Origin of the sequence: Mycobacterium haemophilum DSM 44634 (genome assembly GCF_000340435.2) — a bacterium.
Lineage (GTDB): Bacteria > Actinomycetota > Actinomycetes > Mycobacteriales > Mycobacteriaceae > Mycobacterium > Mycobacterium haemophilum.
Genome location: NZ_CP011883.2, coordinates 2051456 through 2070953, shown reverse-complemented (window position 1 = coordinate 2070953; position 19498 = coordinate 2051456). Strand labels below are relative to the sequence as shown.

Below are 19498 nucleotides of genomic sequence, written 5' to 3'. Positions count from 1 at the left end.
AAGGCTGGGTTATTAAGGCTGGGGGTGTAGCCCGAGCACGCCGCGCCAACGCGCGGGCGACGCGAACCCGCAAAGAGCGCGATTTTAGGTGCGCAATACCGCGCCGACCCGCTCGGCGGCGCGTCGTACCGCGGCATCGCGGGCTGCGCTGGCGTCGTCTTCAGTCAGCGTGCGATCAGGCGCGCGAAACCGCAGCGCAAATGTCAGCGACTTGCAGTCCTCGCCGATCTGCGGACCGGTGAAGACATCGAACAATTGAATGTCCTCGAGCAATTCGCCGGCACCCTCGCAAACGGCGTCCTGCACCTGCTGAGCGGGAACCTGCGCGGACACCACCAGGCTGACATCCTGCAACACAGCCGGAAACGGCGACACCCGAGGTGCCGGCAACACCTCGACGATAGGAATGGCAGTAAGGTCCAGCTCGATCGCGCAGGTGCCCTTCGGCAGACCGGCGCGTTCAATCACGGCCGGATGCAGCTGCCCGGCATGGCCGACGGGCGTTTCACCAACCAACACCTCAGCGCACCGACCCGGATGCCACGGCAGATACTGGACCGCCCGGAACATCACGTCGACTCCGCTAGCCCGCGCGATGATACGCACCGCCTCGAAAGCGTCGGCGGCCTCGGCTCGACGGCCAGGGCCCCACGGACCCCGCAGCTCCCGCAGCCCAGCCAACACCGCGGCGACATGCTGCGGCTGCCGGGGCAAGGACGCGTCCAGCATGGCGATTTCGGCATCGGTCGGTCGACGGTGGACGGGGATGGATCCTACGCCACCAGTCCGCTCGGTCGGCTCGACCACCTGCGCGACGGCGAACAACGCGACATCGACAAGACCTCGAGATACGTTGCGTCCCAACGCTTCCAGTAGCGCCGGCAGCAGTGTGGTGGCAAGCTGCGGACGGTCGGACTCCAGCGGGTTGAGCACCCGTGTCGTCGTCCGTCGCGGGTCATCGGCCGGCAATCCCCAAAGGTCGAACACGTCGGCGGGCAAAAACGGTGTCGGCAAGATCTCGACGTAGCCGGACTGCGCCAGCACCTTGCCGATCGCACGGTGACGCTTCTGCACCGCGGTGAGTCCCCGGCCCGCGGGTGCGGGCGGCAGCACCGATCCGATGACCTCTAGCCCTTCGAGCCGCAGCACCTCCTCGACAAGATCGGCGGGTTGCAGTAGATCGGGGCGCCAACTCGGCGGAGTAACAGTCAGCGTGTGTCCTTCCGGGGACACCGCGTCGGCAATCACAGCGCCGATCTGGGTCAGCCGCCTGGCGGTTGCGCCTTGGGGATAGGCCACCCCGGCGATCCGGTCCGGCAGGTCGACGGCGATCCGGACCGGCGGCCCAGCCCAATCGGCGACCGAGTTGCCCACTGGCGGGTCGCCCCGCCAATCGGTCAGGGTCTTCGAAACTGTTCCCCCGGCGATATCGGCGAGCAGCGTCGCACACCGGTCTAGGGCGGCCACCGAGATGGCCGGATCCACTGCCCGTTCATAACGGCGGGCGGCCTCGCTAGGCAGGTGCAGCCGCCGCTGGGTGCGCGATATCCCGGCGGGGTCCCACACCGCGGCCTCGAGTAGCACGTCGGTGGAATCGGAGCGCACCTCGGTACTTGCGGCACCCATCACGCCACCGATTGCCGTGGTCGCGACGTCATCGACGATGAGGACATCGGCGGGATCGAGCCGACGCTCGATGTCATCAAGGGTGACGACGGTCTCGCCAGGCCGAGCAAATCGCACGGTGAAGCCCCCGGTAATGCGGTTGCGGTCGTGGGCGTGCAGCGGGTGGCCGAGTTCCAGCATCACATAGTTGGTGACATCCACTGCCGGTGAGGTCGCGCGGATACCGGATAGCAGCAGCCGGCGCTGCAGCCACCACGGCGACACGGCGGCAGGGTCGATCCCGGTGACCGGACGCAGGGCGAACCGCCGAACTCCCGTTTCGGGCTGCACCGTCAACGGCCACGCCTGCCCCTCAACCGGCAACGGAGGCACCACCTGGTCGCTGGCCGGGTCGACGAAGTCCAGGTCGTAGGCGCATGCGATCTCACGGGCCAAGCCCCGCACCGACATGCAGTACCCGCGGTCGGGGGTGATCGCCAAATGAAAGACCACATCGTCCAATCCGAGCACGTCGACGCCGTCGGCACCTGGCACGGCGGTTCCCGGCGGCAACACTAGGATCCCCGAATGGTCTGTGCTCAAACGGAGCTCGGCCGCCGAGCAGATCATTCCAGCAGAGTTACGACCGTAGGTCTTGCGCGCCGTGATGGCGAACCCGCCGGGCAGGGTGGCGCCGGGAAGTGCTACCACCACCAGATCGTTAACGGTGAAATTTGTTGCACCACAGACAATCTCGCGCGGCTGCCCGTCTCCGACGTCGACCACACAGGCCCGGATCGGCTTTTTGAACCCGGCGAGCTCCTCGATATCGGTGACCCGCCCCACGGTCAGCGGGCCATCGACCGGGCCGAGGGTGATCACCTCTTCGATCTCGTGGCCGATGCGTACCAGCGTCTGCTCGAGATCGCCCGCGGCGACATCCCAGCCCGGGGCACCGGCCGTAACCACTTCGCGCAGCCAGCTATACGGAACGCGCATCAGGCACCCACCCCGAACGGTAACGAGAACCGGACGTCCCCTTCGACCATGTCGCGCATGTCAGGAATGCCGTTGCGGAACTGCAGGGTGCGTTCCAGGCCCATCCCGAATGCGAAACCGGAGTAGATATCTGGGTCAATTCCCGCGGCCCGCAACACGTTTGGGTGCACCATTCCGCAACCACCCCACTCCACCCAGTCAGCACCGCCCTTTTTGTTCGCAAACCACACATCGACCTCGGCCGACGGTTCGGTGAACGGGAAGAAGTGCGGCCGGATCCGGGTGCGCGCCGACGGCCCGAACTCGGCGCGCGCGAAGGCGTCCAGCGTTCCCCGCAGATGCGCCATGGACAGACCGCGGTCCACTGCCAGGCCTTCGACTTGATGGAAGACGGGCGTGTGGGTGGCATCGAGTTCGTCGGTGCGGAAGGTACGACCGATCGAGATGATGTAGACGGGCGGCTCGCGCTCAAGCAAAGTCCGCACCTGCACCGGTGAAGTATGGGTTCGCAGCAACTGCCGTGAACCGTCCGGCGCAATGTAGAAGGTGTCCTGTTCACTGCGCGCCGGGTGGTCCGCGGGAAAGTTGAGGGCGTCGAAGTTGAACTGCTCAGTCTCGACCTCGGGCCCGTCGGCCAATTCCCATCCCATCGCAATGAAGGTATCGGCGATGTGCTCGGCTAAGACCGTGACCGGGTGCCGTGCGCCGGTCGGCTGCCGTGTGGACGGCAAGGTGACGTCGATACCTTCGGCGACCAGCACAGCGGCGTCGCGCTCGGCCCGCAGCGTCGCCAGTCGTTCGTCGTAGCCGCGCTGGACCTCGCCGCGGGCGATGTTGACGCGCTTGCCGACGTCGGCCCGGTCATCCTTGGGCACGCTGGCCAGCGCTTGTCGCGCAAGCGCCAACGGCGAGCGGTCGCCGAGGTGCTCGGTCTTGGTGCGCGCCAGCTCGTCGAGATCGTCGGCAAGCACGATCGCTTGGCGGGCGGCGTTGACGGCCTTGGCCAGTGCTTCCGACGACAACATCGACAGATCGACGGGTTGATCACCCACGCGGCGACACTCTCCTTGCTGGCGAGGCTGGTCGGACTGCCCACATCGGCGCTGAGTTGGGCTGGACTTGCGCGGCTTCTCCTCGGTCCGCTGCATAGGCCTGACGCAAGTGCCGATCATAAGTGATGAGACCAATGACCTTCGCGACCGCTTGCGATCGCGTGGCGCGACCGACACGCGCCGAACGCAAGATCAGACAGTGACCACCGGCTGGGGACTGGTCAACGTGTCCGCCGGCAACGGAGTACGCGCTGCGATCAGCCGGACTGACCAGTGGGCCAGCACGGCACCCAGCACACCGCATGCTAGCGCAGCAGCCATTGACCCCCAGTGATGAGCCAGCACCAGGAATCCGAACCCGGAGGACGCCGCCAGCATCAGACACCGCATCGGTGTCCAGTGGATCGGTCGACGGAACCGGACCGCCACCAGCACCCCCAGTATCACGGCGACGGCGTGCCCGGCATTGGTGAAATCGGCGCACATGAGCCCAGCGGCGACCGCCGCAGCTATCCACCAACCGATCCACGCCGCCCGCCACCGCCGCGGAATCGCCGCCGCCAGTGCTCCGAGGGCTGCGAGGGCGCCATAGCTCATCCCGACGTCACTGGCCCGGGTGATCGACACCGGCAGCCAACCGAACTCGACCGCCGCCGCAAGAACAGCGACCACCACTAGCGTCGCGCCGACATGGCCGACCAGAAACGCCACCATCAGCCGGATGGTGCGCAAATGCAGTTCTGCGAGCGCCAGCAGACACGTCAGAAAGGGCATCCAGAAATACAGCGGACCGGCATCGACGACAAACGCGCTGTCCAACAGCGTCCCTAGGTGTCCGTGGGACAGGTTGTGCACGTTGGTGCTGGAGCGCGCAATGACCAATTCCTGCGCGTGCGGACCAAGGGTCAAGATTACGAAGCTGACTGCGGCCAGAATTGTCACATACCCAACGGTGAACCGAACCAGAGCGAGCCGGGACACGATGCCGTAAATCATCGACATCCATTATGGCAGCGAATTTGCTTCGGCTGTCTCATCTGACGCTGTCAACTCCCTACGAGTCTTGAGGCGATAAATCGCCATGTCCTGGGGAATACCGGTGAGTTTGCTGGCGAACATGGGTCGACGGACGCGCCTGGCAATAACACCCAGTTCGTCCAGCTCGCTTTGTGGTATCAGGTCCAGGGTGGGGCCGGACACCATGATGCCACCTTTTGTCGCACGCTCCATCACCCGCGCGGCGATATTGACGTCGACACCGAGCCAGTCCGCGGCCAGCCGCTGCGGCCGGCCAGTGTGTATTCCGACCCGGATTCGCGGTGTGTAGCCGTCAACCTCGACCGATTTCATGGCTTCCGTGGCGGCCAGTACGGCCTGTACGGCGACTGTCGGATCGCGGAACACCGCCATGATCCCGTCGCCCATCCGCTTGACGATATGCCCGCCGGCGTCGAGCAGCGGCGGCTCAACAGCGCGCGCTACCCGTCGCAGCAGCGCCAGGGTCGCCTCGTCACCAGCTTGCAACGACCACTCGGAGAAGCCGACCAGGTCGGTGAATACCAGCGTCACCTCCTGATTTGCCGGCCGTCGGGAAACGGCCTCGGTCAACGCCTGCCACAGTTGCAGCACACTCAGACTCACCTCACGCGACGCCGCACCGCGATCCCCCAGCAGCCGGTCGGCAGCGCGTGCCGCGGCACGCGGGCCGCCCTCGCCCGCGGTAGACAGCGGGTCGCCGAAGTCAGGATCGCCGGGTAACAGTCGTCGCGCTCGCCGGACCATCGCCACCAGCCTGGGGCTGCGATTTGTGGTGTGCAGCCACTGCGCCGCACCGTGCATCGCCCCCGGAGAACGTCGTACGGAGGCCGGCGCCAGCGCGGTGACCGTATCCTCGTCCGGTTCCCGAGGCGCGGCCGGGGTCCCATCGCGAGGCGCGCCTTCCACGTGGCCAGGGTAGGTGGATTTTGCGGACGGGGGCAATGGCGTTTGTGTCACAACGCACGACAAACGACCTGATCACGCCGTTGCGACACCAATGTGAACAATCGATAACTCCCCGTATCGACAGGTGCCGTCAATGTAGACAACGTGTGTTGTCAAAATTTATTGTGAGCGCAATCATTGCGTAGTTTTCCTAGGAGGCCGTGATGACTGCTACGTCGAAGACATCCGCCGAGCCGCTCGGGCCTGACTCACTCACCTGGAAGTATTTCGGTGATTTGCGCACCGGAATGATGGGTGTGTGGATCGGCGCGATCCAGAACATGTATCCGGAGCTCGGTGCTGGGGTCGAAGAGCATTCGATCCTGCTGCGCGAGCCGTTGCAGCGGGTGGCCCGGTCGGTGTATCCGATCATGGGCGTGGTCTACGACGGCGATCGAGCGGCCCAGACCGGCCAGCAGGTCAAGAGCTACCACAACACGATCAAGGGCGTGGACGCCGCCGGGCGTCGTTATCACGCGCTGAATCCGGAGACGTTTTACTGGGCGCACGCGACGTTTTTCATGATGGTCGTCAAGGTGGCCGAATATTTTTGTGGCGGCTTGACCGAGGCCGAAAAGCGGCAGCTGTTCGACGAGCACGTGCGGTGGTACCGGATGTATGGGATGAGCATGCGGCCGGTGCCCGAATCGTGGGAGGAGTTTCAGCAGTACTGGGACCGGGTCTGCCGCGAGGAGCTGAAGATTAACCAGGCCACCCTGGACATCTTCGCGATGCGGATTCCCAAACCAAAGTTCGTGCTCATGCCAACACCGATCTGGGATCAGCTGTTCAAGCCGTTGGTGGCGGGTCAGCGCTGGATCGCGGCCGGACTATTTGACCCGGCCGTTCGCGAGAAAGCGGGAATGCACTGGACGCCAGGCGACGAGGTGCTGCTGCGGCTATTCGGCAAGTTGGTCGAGGTGGCATTCTTGGCGGTTCCCGACGAAATCCGGCTGCACCCGCGCGCGCTGGCCGCCTACCGCCGGGCGCAAGGGCGACTGCCTAGCGACGCTCCGTTGGTCGAAGCGCCGGGCTTCATGGGGCCACCACGCGACCGCCGCGGGCTGCCGATGCACTACTTTCCTCCGGAGTCCCGCCGCTACCGCCGCCCCTTCAGCCACCCGGCTCGGAGCTTGCTGGAGCGTGCCGGATCGCTGGTGCATACCACCCTGTCGCTGGCCGGCCTACGGCCGGTGCGGAGCCTCAGAAAAGCGGCCTAAGACGGCTAACCGCGTAGCGCGCGCGAACTCTGATACAGGCAGATCGCTGCGGCCGCGGCAACGTTCAGGCTCTCCGCACCGCCGACCATCGGAATACGTACCCGATAGTCCGCCGCTTCCGCGATTTCGGTTGACAAACCGTGTGATTCGGGCCCGAAAAGCCAGGCGGTCGGCTTGCCAAGCAGCGGCTCGGCTTCGTCGAGGGACGTCTCACCGTCGACCGTGGTGGCCAGCACTTGCAGCCCGGCGGCGCGCAACTCGGTCACGGCGGCGTAGGCATCAGGCGCCACGACAACCGTTATCGAGAAGATACTGCCGGCAGAAGAGCGCAGACATTTGCCGTTGTACGGGTCCACGGTGTGCCCGCCGAAGATCACAGCCGCGGCACCCATGGCATCGGCAATGCGAATTACGGTGCCCGCATTGCCCGGCTCGCCGATCTCGACAGCGGCCACCACCAGCCGGGGTGAGCCAGCCAGCACCGTCGCTAGCCGGGTCGTCGGCATTTCGCACACCGCGATCAACCCCGTCGGAGTGACCGTGTCGGAAAGCGCTTTTGCGGCACGCTCGCTCACTGGGTGGACCGGACACTCCAGCGTGGCCAGCACCGCGGCGTGCCGTTGGGCGGCGACTTCCGTGACGAATACGTCCCGAACCAGCCCGCGTACCGCGGCGGCCTCGACGAGATTAGGGCCTTCAACGAGAAACCGTCTGGCGCGCCGCCGCGCGACTTGGCGATGCAACTTGACCGCCGCGGCCACCCGGGCCGAACGCTCGGTGAGCACCGGAGACAGCAGGCGCTGATCGCGGGCTACGCAGCTTCTCCCGAGGGGGCGTTGACATCGTCGGGCAGGGCGGCGCGGGCGACCTCAACCAGCGCGGTGAACGCCGCCGGATCGCTGATCGCAATATCGGCGAGGTTCTTGCGATCCACGTCGACACCCGCAGCCTTCAAGCCCTGGATCATCCGGTTGTACGTGATGTCATTGGCGCGCGCAGCCGCGTTGATCCGCGAAATCCACAATTTGCGGAACTCGCCCTTACGCGCGCGGCGGTCGCGGTAGGCGTAGCCCAACGAATGCAGCTGCTGCTCTTTGGCCTTGCGATAGAGCCGGGATCGCTGGCCGCGATAGCCTTTCGAAGCCTTCAGGACGGTGCGCCGCTTTTTGTGGGCGTTGACTGCCCGCTTTACGCGTGCCATGGATATTTCCTACTCTCGTTCGTACGTACCTGGTCATGGGCCGACGCACCTGGTCAGCCGTTCAGCAGCGAATTGACCCGTTTGGTGTCGTTGGCTGAAACCGTCGTGCGGCCGTCCAGCCGCCGGGTGCGAGTGCTCGGCTTGTGCTCGAGCAGATGCCGACGGTTGGCTTTCTGGCGGACGATCTTCCCGGTACCGGTGCGCCGGAACCGCTTCGACGCCCCACTGTGGGTCTTGGCCTTGGGCATGTTTCCTCAGTTCTGCTGTTTCTACTGTTCAGCTGTTCTTGCTGTGCTGGCTAGCGAGCTAGTTCGGTGAACCGGCGGTATCGCCGGTTGCATCGACATCCTGTGCTGGCCCAGCCTCCGGTGCTTCCGGATGCCGCGCTCTGGCGCGAGTCTTCGCGCCGCGGTGCGGTGCCAGCACCATCGTCATGTTGCGCCCATCCTGTTTGGCCGACGTTTCGACGAATCCGTAATCGGCGACGTCCGCGCCCAGCCGCTGCAGCAATCGGTAGCCCAGCTCGGGCCGCGACTGCTCACGTCCGCGAAACATGATGGTGACTTTGACCTTGGATCCCGCCTCTAGGAAGCGGACCACGTGGCCCTTTTTGGTCTCGTAGTCATGATCGTCGATCTTTGGTCGCAGCTTTTGTTCTTTGACGACGGTCTGTTGCTGGTTGCGACGGGATTCGCGCGCCTTCTGCGCCGCCTCGTATTTGTACTTGCCGTAGTCCATGATCTTGCAGACCGGTGGCCTGGCATTCGGGGCAACTTCGACAAGGTCGAGATCGGCGTCCGCAGCGACGCGAAGTGCGTCTTCGATCCGCACGATGCCTACCTGCTCTCCCCCTGGACCGATCAACCGGACTTCAGGGACGCGGATGCGCTCGTTGACGCGGGTCTCAGTGCTGATGGGGCCTCCCTTGTTGGGCCATGGTGGGCGTAATAGTCATCTACTTAGCCATCCTCCAGGTTGTCTTCCGGCCGCGGCCAGTGCCTGGCTCGATCGGAATCAGCAGCAGCACCACACCATCAGCAAAAAAGCCCTGCACAAGCAGGGCCCAATGCCGACCGATCACGGCTTGAAACAATTCAAGCCGCCCGCGTCACGCGCGGAACAGGCACTACGAGATGCCTGTGACCGGACCGCTCAACCTTGAAAATAACCTCGTGGCTAGCGGTGGGAGTGGGACTCCACTTACTGTTCCCGACCTTCGCCGGAATGGTCGCAGAGGTCAGTTTAGCAGCCACGAGGCGTCGCCCGGCACGTCGAGGCGAGGGTCAGGTCAACCGGCCTCTGACGCGCGAGTTGCGCCGGTCCGGTAGGTGATCATCACTCTTGACCACTGTTGGCGCTTCGCCAGGCATTTCACGGTTTGAAGGAATATCCTCGCGGTCTGTGACAGTCGCTACACCTCGTTCCGGGCCTCGCACGGGCAGCCGGTCGCACTCCCTGTATCGCTGGGTACCGGCGGCGGCCGGCTGGACCGTCGGCGTGATCGCCACGCTGTCACTGATAGCAAGTGTGTCACCGCTGCTCAGGTGGCTCATCAGGGTCCCGCGCGAATTCATCAACGACTACCTCTTTAACTTTCCGGACACCAGCATCGCCTGGTCGTTCGTGCTGGCGCTGTTAGCCGCCGCGCTCACCGCGCGCAAACGCATCGCCTGGCTGTTGTTGCTCGGCAATATGGTGCTCGCCGCCGTGATGAACGCGGCGGATATGGCCGCGGGCAACAACACCCCAGCCGAGACGTTCGGCGAAAACTTCGGGTTCGCAGTGCACGTCGTCGCGATCGTGCTGCTGGTTTTGAGCTATCGGGAATTCTGGGCCAAAGTCCGCCGAGGCGCGCTGTTCAAAGCGGCCGCGGTGCTGGTTGCGGGAGGCGTGATCGGGATCCTGTTGTCTTTGGGACTGGTCGAGCTGTTCCCCGGATCGCTAGCACGGCAGGACCGCCTGCCGTATGTAGCCAACCGGGTGGTCGGATTCGCGCTTGCCGACCCCGACCTGTTCACCGGCAAGCCGCACGTCTTGCTCAACGCAATCTTCGGCTTGTTCGGCGCCCTCGCGTTGATCGCGGCCGCCATCGTGCTGTTCCAGTCCCAGCGTGCGGATAACGCCCTGACCGGCGAGGATGAGTCCGCGATCCGCGGGCTACTCGAGTTATATGGCAAGAACGACTCGCTGGGTTACTTCGCCACCCGGCGCGATAAGTCGGTGGTCTTTGCGCATAGCGGCCGCGCGGCCATCACCTATCGAGTCGAGATCGGGGTCTGCCTGGCCAGCGGTGACCCGGTGGGCGACCCCAGGGCGTGGCCGCAGGCCGTCCACGCGTGGTTAGGGCTTTGCGAGACGTACGGCTGGGCGCCCGGTGTGATGGGCGCCAGTTCGCGCGGCGCCCAGGTATTTCGTGAGGCCGGCCTCAATGCTCTAGAGCTCGGCGATGAAGCGATCTTGCGGACCGCCGATTACAAGCTTTCCGGTCCCGACATGCGCGGGGTGCGCCAGGCGGTGACACGGGCGCGGCGGGCCGGACTGACCGTACGCATCAGACGGCACCGCGACATCTCCGCCGACGAGATGGCAGACACCATCGCGCGCGCTGACGCCTGGCGCGACACCGAATCCGAACGTGGCTTTTCGATGGCGCTGGGCCGGCTCGGCGATCCGGCTGACTCGGACTGCCTGCTGGTCGAAGCAGTGGACCGAGACGGCCATGTCGTTGCGATGCTGTCGCTGGTCCCGTGGGGAACCACCGGCGTCTCGTTGGACGTGATGCGCCGTTCTCCGCAATCGCCCAACGGCACCATCGAACTCATGGTCAGCGAGCTAGCCCTCAACGGTGAGACCCTTGGCATCACCCGTATTTCGTTGAACTTTGCGATGTTTCGCGCCGCGTTCGAACAAGGTGCTCAACTCGGCGCCGGCCCAATTGCGCGGTTGTGGCGGGGGCTGCTGCTGTTCTTCTCACGGTGGTGGCAGTTGGAGACGCTGTACCGCTCGAACATGAAATACCTCCCCGACTGGGTGCCCCGCTACGCCTGCTACGAGGATGCCCGGTTAATTCCGCGGGTGGGGGTTGCCTCGGTGATCGCCGAGGGCTTCCTCGTGTTGCCGTTCAGCCGACGCGACCGGGTGCACACCGGCCATCATCCGGCTGTGCCAGCGCGGCTAGCGGAATCCGGGCTGCTACATCACGATGGGTCGACCCCAGACGTCAGCGGACTGCAACCCGCGGACGCCGATGTGGAAGTGGCGAATTCCCGCCTCCCCGAACAGGTCCGAGTGCGCCTAGCCAAACTTAAGACGTTACAGCGCAACGGTATTGACGCCTATCCGGTGGGACACCCACCGAGTCACACGATTGCCCAGGCCCTGGACGCGAACGACCAAGACACCGTCTCGGTGTCCGGACGCATATTGCGGATACGTGATTATGGTGGCGTGCTGTTTGCCCACGTGCGTGATTGGTCGGGCGAAATGCAAGTGCTGCTGGATAATTCACACCTCGAGCGCTGCTGCACCGCGGATTTCACCGCAGCCATTGATCTGGGCGATCTCGTCGAAATGACCGGGCACATGGGCTTCAGCAAAAACGGGACCCGCTCGCTGATAGTCCGCAACTGGCGGATGATCGGTAAATGCCTGCGGCCGCTACCGAACAAATGGAAGGGGTTGACCGACCCGGAAGCCCGGGTACGGACCCGCTATGTCGATCTGGCGGTCAATACCGACTCCCGCGACCTGATCATGGCTCGCAGCAGCGTGTTGCGCTCGGTCAGGGAGACGCTGTTTGCCAAGGGATTTGTCGAAGTCGAAACCCCAATCCTGCAGCAGATTCACGGCGGTGCCGCCGCCCGGCCGTTCGTCACTCACATCAACACCTATGACATGAATCTGTTCCTGCGCATCGCCCCAGAGCTCTATCTCAAGAGGCTGTGCGTCGGGGGCGTGGAGCGGGTCTTCGAGCTGGGCCGGGCCTTCCGCAACGAAGGTGTGGACTTCAGTCACAATCCGGAGTTCACCTTGCTGGAGGCCTACCAGGCGCACGCGGACTACCTGGTGTGGATCGACGGCTGCCGTGAATTGATCCAGAATGCCGCCGAAGCCGCGAACGGTACACAGACCGTGATGCGGCCGCGGACCCACGAGGCGAGCGGAACCGCTAACCGCCTCGAGCCGATCGACATCTCCGGAGTCTGGCCGGTGAAGACCGTGTACGAAGCGGTATCCGAAGCGCTCGGAGAATGCGTCGACACCACCACTGACCTGGCCGCGCTCCGTAAGCTGTCCGACGCCGCACACATCCCTTATCGGGCACACTGGGATGCCGGCGCGGTGCTACTGGAGCTCTATGAACACCTGGTTGAGGACCGGACCGAGCAACCGACGTTCTATATCGACTTTCCTACTTCGGTGTCGCCGCTAACCCGGCCACATCGCAGCAAACCGGGCGTCGCCGAGCGCTGGGACTTGGTGGCCTGGGGCGTGGAATTAGGTACCGCCTACAGCGAGCTCACCGACCCGGTGGAGCAGCGGCGCCGCCTGCACGAGCAGTCGCTGTTGGCCGTCGGCGGAGACCCCGAAGCGATGGAGCTCGACGAGGACTTCCTGCAAGCCATGGAATACGCGATGCCACCCACCGGCGGCCTGGGAATGGGCATCGACCGGCTCGTAATGCTGATCACCGGGCGCAGCATCCGCGAAACACTGCCGTTCCCCCTGGCCAAGCCGCATTAACTAGCTTGCAAACCATTGCCACTCAACACTTTTAAGTAGTATGTAATGGTCAACTATTCGTCGGCGACCCGCTGTCAAGGCGCGCTGCGCTTCGCGCAGATCAGGAGTCCAACGCCAGCTGTTCATCCTGTGCGAACATCTCTTTCCAGCGAGGAAGCGCCTGCAACGCCTCCTCTACGCGACGCGTATAGATGTGCATCGCGGTGGCGTCGTTGCCCCAGAACCGGTCATATTCGAGATCGAGAAACGCGATCTTGTCATCGTGTAGTCCGAATGCGTTGTCCGCCGCCAGCTCCGCCCGCAGTTCGCGGTTCGACTCGACCCGCTCCGGGCGCACCGACATATTACGCGCCTCGGTAAAGGCCTTCGCGATATTAAAGATCTGAACGGAATCCTCCTTGAGCTGCTCGGAAAGCTCATCGAGCCACCGCATAAACCACCAGACCGCCTCGCTTACCTCTCCCGCCGCTGCACCTGGCCAAATACCTTGTAGCCGCGTGCGCCATTCCCCCAACGACGAAGCTGTGCGAAATACATCCTCAGACAACTTCTTCCAGTGCCAGGCGGCGTTTTCTAGGGACTTTTCGCCAAAGCCGTTATATATGTTGGTAGAGTTCACCTCCGGCGGCTGGGTGCCGTACCAAATGTCCCAGTTACCGGAATTAATGCCATATTCGCGACTGTCCTGGTTAAATTGTGCTGGTCCTTGGTAAGGCATTTCGTTGTTTCTTTCGGTTGGTAACGACTGCTGTCACACTTGGTCGACTTTGCAGTACTGGTATCGCCTTCAGCTAGCGGTGCAACGGTTAGATACTGGTAGCGTCGGTTTGTTGAAGGGCTTTGGTGTTGTCGGCCTCGGTGCTCGAATACGCAGCGGCGGCACGTTTCAACTCGACCACCCATCGCTCAAGCATCTTCGTGGCCTTAAAGAATTTCTCGTCGAACCTGCTCGCGTACATGCCGAGGACCCACGCCGCGTTCGCCGACATGAGGTCCATACCCGGGGGCTTAACACCATTTATCTCCGGAAATGCCGCAGCACAGAAATTCCGCATATCGATAATAATCGCCGTCAACGCCACAGCCGCGTCATTCAACTGGTCGGGGTTTACGGTCAACCTCGCCGGTACGGCGGTCGTATAAGACATGCCAACTCCACTTCATAACAAAGAAACCCAGCAACGTATGGGGATGATCAACAAAACCGGTCGGTTCGGATCATCATCGGCCCGTCTGTGGGCAGGTTTAGCCCGATATGCCAGGCCAGCAAAGCCATGGCGGTCGAGATTAATAGGTACAATACGCGGTCGACGCGTACATATCCATCGAACATGTTGCGTAACAAGGGGTTTACCCGCCTATCGCGATGATTGCCCCGACGAGGGGGCGACAATCACGGTCGATGTACGCAGCGTCGCCGCAAGCGGGGTCTCGTGAGCCTAGGCCCGGGGGACGCTTTTCCCTAACGTTTCCCCCTGTTCGTCGGTTGGTACTTGCCGCACCCAGAGTCACTGCACGTACAGGTGGTGGATTTGCAGCGGCATGGTCCGATGTTGTTCACGACATACACCATACCCCCCTATAGTATCAACGTCAAGTCTCGGCTCGATTCAAACCCGTTGCTTTTCCATCGAAACGCGCTGCTCCGCCGTTTGGCGCTAGCGAGGCGCTAATGCTTAGCGGATCCCCGTGAAGTCGATCGCCCGGCTAATACTCGTGCCGGTGTGGACGCGACGATGGAGCCATGCCGCGTTGATCGGGCTGTGATTGGCGTTGAATCCATTCGTGTTCGGCAAGCCAAGACATCAACGCGCCTGGTCGACTTGAGCAATGCTGGGTGAGGAATTGTGGATCACGCATCGGCCCCGAGATGCGGTGGCGCTGACATTGCAACAACCGCCAACGCTGTAACGCCCGGTGTAGCCAAGGCGTCGACGCGGGAGTCAGCGAAACCGTTTGCCCAGCGTGACCCTGGGTATGACAGCGCGGGCGCACCGACCTTCGAATCCGTCCGCAAGAAGACCGAATCCAGGTATGCGACGGCGCTAGGTGCCGCCGAACTCGACGCCGAGACGTCCCACGGCCGAACCGTCGAAGAGCAGTACGAAGAACGCCAACGCAGAGCCGCCGAACGTTTAGCGCAAATCCGCGAGGCGATGCGTTCCGACGAGAGTTAACGCGCTGAGCCGTGCGGAGTTTCAGGGTCCGCGAGAGATAAACCACGCACAGGCTTTTCGGCGCGTCGTATGCGTAGGTTAGGTGTCGCGGGCAAGTCAAGCGCTAACTTTTCGCCGGCGCCTCGGTGCGCGTGCGGGCGCGCGCCCGGCGCCGACGACCTCGGCGAGAAACTTCCCGGTGTAGCTTTCCGGAACCGCGGCGACATCTTCTGGAGTGCCCTCAGCGACAACGGTTCCACCTTCGGCACCACCCTCGGGACCCATATCGACGATCCAGTCCGACGTCTTGATCACGTCCAGGTTGTGTTCGATCACGATGACCGTATTGCCTTTGTCGACAAGGCCGTTGATGACGTTGAGCAGCTTGCGGATGTCGTCGAAATGCAGCCCGGTGGTGGGCTCGTCGAGAATGTAGATGGTGCGCCCGGTCGAGCGCTTCTGCAACTCGGACGCCAACTTGACCCGCTGCGCCTCACCACCCGACAACGTCGGCGCGGGCTGGCCCAGTCGGACATAACCTAGGCCGACATCGACCAGCGTGCGCAGGTAGCGGTGAATACCGCTGATCGGCTCGAAGAACTCCGCCGCTTCCTCGATCGACATGTCCAGCACTTCGGAGATGGTCTTGCCTTTGTAGTGCACCTCGAGGGTTTCCCGGTTGTATCGGGCGCCCTGGCACACCTCACACGGCACATACACGTCCGGCAAGAAGTTCATCTCGATCTTGATGGTGCCGTCACCGGTGCACGCCTCGCAGCGACCACCCTTGACGTTGAACGAGAATCGGCCGGGTTGGTAACCACGGACTTTCGCCTCGGTGGTGGCGGCGAACAAGGTCCGGATCTTGTCGAACACCCCGGTGTAGGTGGCCGGGTTGGATCGCGGCGTGCGGCCGATCGGCGACTGGTCCACCCGCACCAGCTTGTCCAGATGGTCCAGCCCGGTCACCCGGGTATGGCGACCAGGGACTTGCCGAGCGCTGTTGAGGCGATTGGCCAAGACCGCCGCCAGGATGTCGTTGACCAAAGTCGACTTGCCGGAGCCCGACACACCGGTCACCGAGGTCAACACACCAAGTGGAAACGACACGTCAATACCGCGCAGGTTGTGCTCGCGAGCCCCGACGACGGTGAGCTGACGCTTCCGGTCGACGGGACGCCGCCGGGTGGGCGTGGCAATGCTTTCCCGGCCCGACAGATAGGCGCCGGTGATCGAGTTCTGGTTGCGCAGCAGCTCCCGATAGGTCCCGCTGTGCACGATCTGGCCGCCGTGCTCGCCGGCGCCCGGGCCGATGTCGACGATCCAGTCGGCGTGCGCGATAGTGTCCTCGTCATGCTCGACGACGATCAGCGTGTTGCCCAACGCCCTTAACCGCGTGAGGGTTTCGATGAGTCGGCGGTTGTCGCGCTGGTGCAGCCCGATGGATGGTTCGTCGAGGACGTAGAGCACGCCCACCAGACCCGAGCCGATCTGGGTGGCCAGCCGAATGCGTTGGGCCTCACCGCCGGACAGCGTCGCGGCTGCCCGGGACAGCGAGAGGTACTCCAGCCCGACGTCGAGCAAGAAGCCGAGCCGCGACTGGATTTCCTTGAGCACCTGGCCCGCGATCGCCTGCTCGCGCGCACCAAGGGTGAGCGCGTTAAGAAAATCCGAGCAATCCGAGATGGATAGCTCGCAGACCTCGGCGATGGACTTTGCGCCACGCTCCCCTGCGGCCAGCGTCACCGCCAGAATCTCTGGCTTGAGCCGGGTCCCCTCACACACCGGGCAGGGCACGTCACGCATGAAGCCTTCGTAGCGTTCCTTCATCTGCTCGGATTCAGTCTGCTCCATCTTGCGCTGTAGGAACGCCAGCACACCCTCGAAATCGGCGTAGTACGAACGGGTTCGGCCGTACCGGTTGCGATACCGCACATGGACCTGATGATCGGAGCCCTCGAGAATTGCCTTGCGGGCCTTGGCCGGAAGTTGGCGCCAGGGCGTATCGACGTCGAATCCCAGCTCCTCGCCAAGCCCGGCCATCATCCGAGTGAAGTACTCCGCGGTGTGCCCCGCCGACCACGGCGCCACCGCGCCCTCGGCCAGGGTGCGATCCGGATCAGGCACCACCAGATCCGGGTCGACCTCTTTGCGGATTCCCAAGCCCACACATTCAGGACAGGCGCCGTACGGCGAGTTGAACGAGAACGAGCGCGGTTCCAGGTCGTCAACAGCCAGGGGGTGCCCGTTGGGGCAGGCCAGCTTCTCGGAGAAACGTTGTTCGCGCGGGTGACCGTGTTCGTCGTGATCGTCGGGAAACTCCAGCACCACGATGCCGTCCGCCAGGTTCAGCGCGGTTTCCACCGAGTCGGTGAGCCGCTGCTTGGCGGCGGCCTTGACGGTAAGTCGGTCCACCACCACTTCGATATCGTGCTTCTCCTGCTTTTTCAGCTTCGGCGGATCGGCCAGCGGGTGCACCACACCGTCGACCCGCACCCGGCTGTAGCCCTGCGCGTTGAGCTTGTCGAACAGGTCCGCGAACTCGCCCTTGCGGGTACGCACCACCGGAGCGAGCACCAAAAATCGGGTGCCCTCCGGCAGCACCAGCACCTGATCGACAATTTGCTGCGGGGTCTGACGGGCGATCCGCTCGCCACAGATCGGGCAGTGCGGTGTGCCCGCCCGCGCATACAGCAGCCGCAGGTAGTCGTACACCTCGGTGATCGTTCCGACGGTCGATCTTGGGTTGCGGTTCGTCGACTTCTGGTCGATGGACACCGCCGGGGAAAGACCCTCAATGAAGTCGACGTCCGGCTTGTCCATCTGCCCCAGAAATTGGCGCGCGTAGGCCGACAGTGACTCCACGTAGCGGCGCTGGCCCTCGGCGAAGATGGTGTCGAAGGCCAGTGACGACTTGCCCGATCCGGACAGCCCCGTGAAGACGATCAATGAATCGCGCGGCAGGTCAAGATCGACGCCTCGCAGGTTGTGCTCACGGGCACCCTTGACGATCAGGCGGTCAGCCACGCTGCCCCTCTCACTAAACTCTTGCTCACCTAACGGCGGTTACTGCGCACGGCGCATTCCATGCTAGGTGCCCACACCGACAAACAGCGGACCTAGTCCCAGGAGCAGTAACCTGGCCGCTATGACAGCCTCGATCGAGCCAGCTGATTTCCCGGCCAACTACACCGGGCACGTCGACCCGGGTACCGCGGCCCGCCGGACCCTACCCGGCGCCACGATCCTGAAGGCGTCGGTGGGCCCGATGGACAACAACGCCTACCTGGTGACGTGTTCGGCCACTGGAGAAACACTTCTGATTGACGCCGCCAACGACGCCGAGGTGCTGATCGATCTGATCCGGCGCTACGCCCCGACGCTGTCGCTGATTGTGACCAGCCATCAGCACTTCGATCACTGGCAGGCACTGGAAGCGGTGGCTGCGGCCACCGGGGCGCCGACCGCCGCGCATGAGATGGACGCCGAACCGCTGCCGGTCAAACCGGACCGTTTGCTGGCCCACGGTGACTGCGTGCAGATCGGGGAGCTGACGTTCGACGTTATCCACCTGCGCGGGCACACTCCTGGATCGATCGCGCTGGCGCTCGGTGGAGCCGCCCCCGGCCCCGAAACTGGCGGGGTCACGCAGTTGTTCACTGGCGACTGTCTGTTCCCCGGGGGCGTTGGCAAGACGTGGCAGCCCGGTGACTTCACCCAACTGCTCGACGACGTCACCACCCGAGTGTTCGACGTGTACCCGGACGCTACGGTCATCTACCCCGGCCACGGCGACGACACGGTACTCGGCGCGGAACGCCCGCACCTCGCGGCCTGGCGCCAACGCGGCTGGTAGTGCCGTGGCGGGCGGTTCAGTGCCTTACAGCGTGGTGTGCACGATCAAGACGTCGATCTTGGCCCGACGCGAGACGTTGGCCGGCACCGATCCCAGCAGCCGGCCCGCAATCGTGCTCAGACCGACATTGCCAACCACCAGCAGATCGGCCTTTGCTTCCTCGGCGAGGTTGACCAGCGCGTCGACCGGAGCGCCGACGACCGGTCGCTCCTCGACGTTCTTCGCACCGGCGGCGTGCGCCCGCTCCTTCGCGTCGTGCAGGATCTCATAGATCGGGGCGGTGCCCGTCACTTTGTAGCTTTCGTCCTTCAGGATGTCGGCGGCCCGAGCGTCGTCATGCTGGGGCAGGTAGGCCGACGCGATGATCAGCTTGGCGTCCGACCCGGCAATCTTGCCAGCCCGGTCCACCGCGCGCAACGACGAATCCGAGCCGTCGGTCCCCACCACCACGGTCTGATAGGCGCCCATTTACCCTCCCAGTGTCGGTTGCTCAGCCCAAGACAGTATCGCGTTGCTCGATGCCGATGGGTGAGATTACCGACTCAGCAGCAACGTGGCGCGACCGGTCCCGCGATGGCACGACGCTCCACTGCTCATGCCCAACATAAAAAGCCTTGCTGTGCAGAGCTTTTCATGACTCACAGGCACCGAGTGCGGACAATCCGGGCCGACGCCGTGCTGGC

General features: G+C 63.8%; 16 protein-coding genes. 4 read left to right on the top strand and 12 right to left on the bottom strand.

Translation table 11 applies throughout. From position 1 onward, the window contains the following. Positions 1-84: 84 nt before the first annotated feature. The 4 genes from pheT to B586_RS09805 form a co-directional block, all read right to left on the bottom strand. Positions 85-2604, bottom strand: coding sequence for a phenylalanine--tRNA ligase subunit beta (pheT, locus tag B586_RS09820; protein ID WP_047313961.1), 2520 nt, complete (start codon positions 2602-2604; stop codon positions 85-87). Next, entirely contained in the window at positions 2604-3656 is a 1053-nt protein-coding gene (pheS, locus tag B586_RS09815; protein ID WP_054880055.1) for a phenylalanine--tRNA ligase subunit alpha, read from the bottom strand. Before pheS ends, pheT begins: the two co-directional genes overlap by 1 nt. Positions 3657-3848: 192 nt before the next feature. After that, entirely contained in the window at positions 3849-4652 is an 804-nt protein-coding gene (locus B586_RS09810) for a rhomboid-like protein (RefSeq protein ID WP_054880986.1), read from the bottom strand. 9 nt (positions 4653-4661) lie between these two features. After that, on the bottom strand, positions 4662-5636 hold the full coding sequence (locus B586_RS09805; RefSeq protein ID WP_047314028.1) for an adenylate/guanylate cyclase domain-containing protein: 975 nt from the start codon (positions 5634-5636) through the stop codon (positions 4662-4664). Positions 5637-5803: 167 nt separating this feature from the next. On the opposite strand from B586_RS09805, the gene B586_RS09800 reads away from it, so the two are divergent. After that, the gene (locus B586_RS09800; RefSeq protein ID WP_054880056.1) at positions 5804-6859 is read left to right on the top strand and encodes an oxygenase MpaB family protein; all 1056 of its coding nucleotides are present in this window, start codon (positions 5804-5806) and stop codon (positions 6857-6859) included. 5 nt (positions 6860-6864) lie between these two features. On the opposite strand, the gene B586_RS09795 is transcribed toward B586_RS09800, so the two are convergent. From B586_RS09795 to infC, 4 genes are read right to left on the bottom strand one after another with little or no spacing between them, the layout of a single operon-like run. Beyond that, positions 6865-7644: a TrmH family RNA methyltransferase gene (locus B586_RS09795; protein ID WP_047313958.1), complete on the bottom strand. Its 780-nt coding sequence runs from the start codon at positions 7642-7644 to the stop codon at positions 6865-6867. 26 nt (positions 7645-7670) lie between these two features. After that, on the bottom strand, positions 7671-8060 hold the full coding sequence (gene rplT / locus B586_RS09790) for a 50S ribosomal protein L20 (RefSeq protein ID WP_047313957.1): 390 nt from the start codon (positions 8058-8060) through the stop codon (positions 7671-7673). Between the two features lie 53 nt (positions 8061-8113). Continuing rightward, positions 8114-8308 (bottom strand): 50S ribosomal protein L35, encoded by a 195-nt coding sequence (gene rpmI, locus B586_RS09785; RefSeq protein ID WP_047313956.1) that lies wholly within the window; start codon positions 8306-8308, stop codon positions 8114-8116. Positions 8309-8366: 58 nt separating this feature from the next. After that, positions 8367-8975, bottom strand: a complete 609-nt coding sequence (gene infC / locus B586_RS09780) for a translation initiation factor IF-3 (RefSeq protein WP_082129468.1) — start codon at positions 8973-8975, stop codon at positions 8367-8369. Positions 8976-9461: 486 nt separating this feature from the next. On the opposite strand from infC, the gene lysX reads away from it, so the two are divergent. Then, complete coding sequence (gene lysX / locus B586_RS09775) at positions 9462-12803, top strand: bifunctional lysylphosphatidylglycerol synthetase/lysine--tRNA ligase LysX (protein WP_082607574.1); 3342 nt, start codon at positions 9462-9464, stop codon at positions 12801-12803. A 100-nt stretch (positions 12804-12903) separates the two neighbouring features. Here the strand turns inward: lysX and B586_RS09770 are convergent, their stop codons facing one another. Both B586_RS09770 and B586_RS09765 read right to left on the bottom strand, forming a co-directional pair. Beyond that, entirely contained in the window at positions 12904-13521 is a 618-nt protein-coding gene (locus B586_RS09770; RefSeq protein ID WP_054880057.1) for a PPE family protein, read from the bottom strand. 88 nt (positions 13522-13609) lie between these two features. Further along, complete coding sequence (locus B586_RS09765; protein WP_054880058.1) at positions 13610-13951, bottom strand: PE family protein; 342 nt, start codon at positions 13949-13951, stop codon at positions 13610-13612. 738 nt (positions 13952-14689) lie between these two features. Here B586_RS09765 and B586_RS09760 point away from each other — a divergent pair. Further along, on the top strand, positions 14690-14980 hold the full coding sequence (locus B586_RS09760; protein WP_054880987.1) for a hypothetical protein: 291 nt from the start codon (positions 14690-14692) through the stop codon (positions 14978-14980). A 96-nt stretch (positions 14981-15076) separates the two neighbouring features. On the opposite strand, the gene uvrA is transcribed toward B586_RS09760, so the two are convergent. Then, positions 15077-17986 carry an excinuclease ABC subunit UvrA gene (uvrA, locus tag B586_RS09755; protein ID WP_047313952.1) on the bottom strand — a complete coding sequence of 970 codons (2910 nt, stop codon included), beginning with the start codon at positions 17984-17986 and terminating at the stop codon, positions 15077-15079. Positions 17987-18107: 121 nt separating this feature from the next. Between uvrA and B586_RS09750 the strand changes: the two genes are divergently transcribed. Then, the gene (locus tag B586_RS09750; protein WP_047313951.1) at positions 18108-18815 is read left to right on the top strand and encodes an MBL fold metallo-hydrolase; all 708 of its coding nucleotides are present in this window, start codon (positions 18108-18110) and stop codon (positions 18813-18815) included. 24 nt (positions 18816-18839) lie between these two features. On the opposite strand, the gene B586_RS09745 is transcribed toward B586_RS09750, so the two are convergent. Next, on the bottom strand, positions 18840-19283 hold the full coding sequence (locus tag B586_RS09745; RefSeq protein ID WP_047313950.1) for a universal stress protein: 444 nt from the start codon (positions 19281-19283) through the stop codon (positions 18840-18842). Positions 19284-19498: the final 215 nt, after the last annotated feature.

What these genes read in the sequence shown, in the direction of transcription:
- B586_RS09770 (WP_054880057.1), bottom strand. Translation starts at nt 13,521, where the DNA reads ATGCCTTACCAAGGACCAGCACAATTTAACCAGGACAGTCGCGAATAT.
- B586_RS09810 (WP_054880986.1), bottom strand. Translation starts at nt 4,652, where the DNA reads ATGATTTACGGCATCGTGTCCCGGCTCGCTCTGGTTCGGTTCACCGTT.
- B586_RS09800 (WP_054880056.1), top strand. Translation starts at nt 5,804, where the DNA reads ATGACTGCTACGTCGAAGACATCCGCCGAGCCGCTCGGGCCTGACTCA.
- B586_RS09765 (WP_054880058.1), bottom strand. Translation starts at nt 13,951, where the DNA reads ATGTCTTATACGACCGCCGTACCGGCGAGGTTGACCGTAAACCCCGAC.
- pheT (WP_047313961.1), bottom strand. Translation starts at nt 2,604, where the DNA reads ATGCGCGTTCCGTATAGCTGGCTGCGCGAAGTGGTTACGGCCGGTGCC.
- rplT (WP_047313957.1), bottom strand. Translation starts at nt 8,060, where the DNA reads ATGGCACGCGTAAAGCGGGCAGTCAACGCCCACAAAAAGCGGCGCACC.
- B586_RS09745 (WP_047313950.1), bottom strand. Translation starts at nt 19,283, where the DNA reads ATGGGCGCCTATCAGACCGTGGTGGTGGGGACCGACGGCTCGGATTCG.
- B586_RS09750 (WP_047313951.1), top strand. Translation starts at nt 18,108, where the DNA reads ATGACAGCCTCGATCGAGCCAGCTGATTTCCCGGCCAACTACACCGGG.
- rpmI (WP_047313956.1), bottom strand. Translation starts at nt 8,308, where the DNA reads ATGCCCAAGGCCAAGACCCACAGTGGGGCGTCGAAGCGGTTCCGGCGC.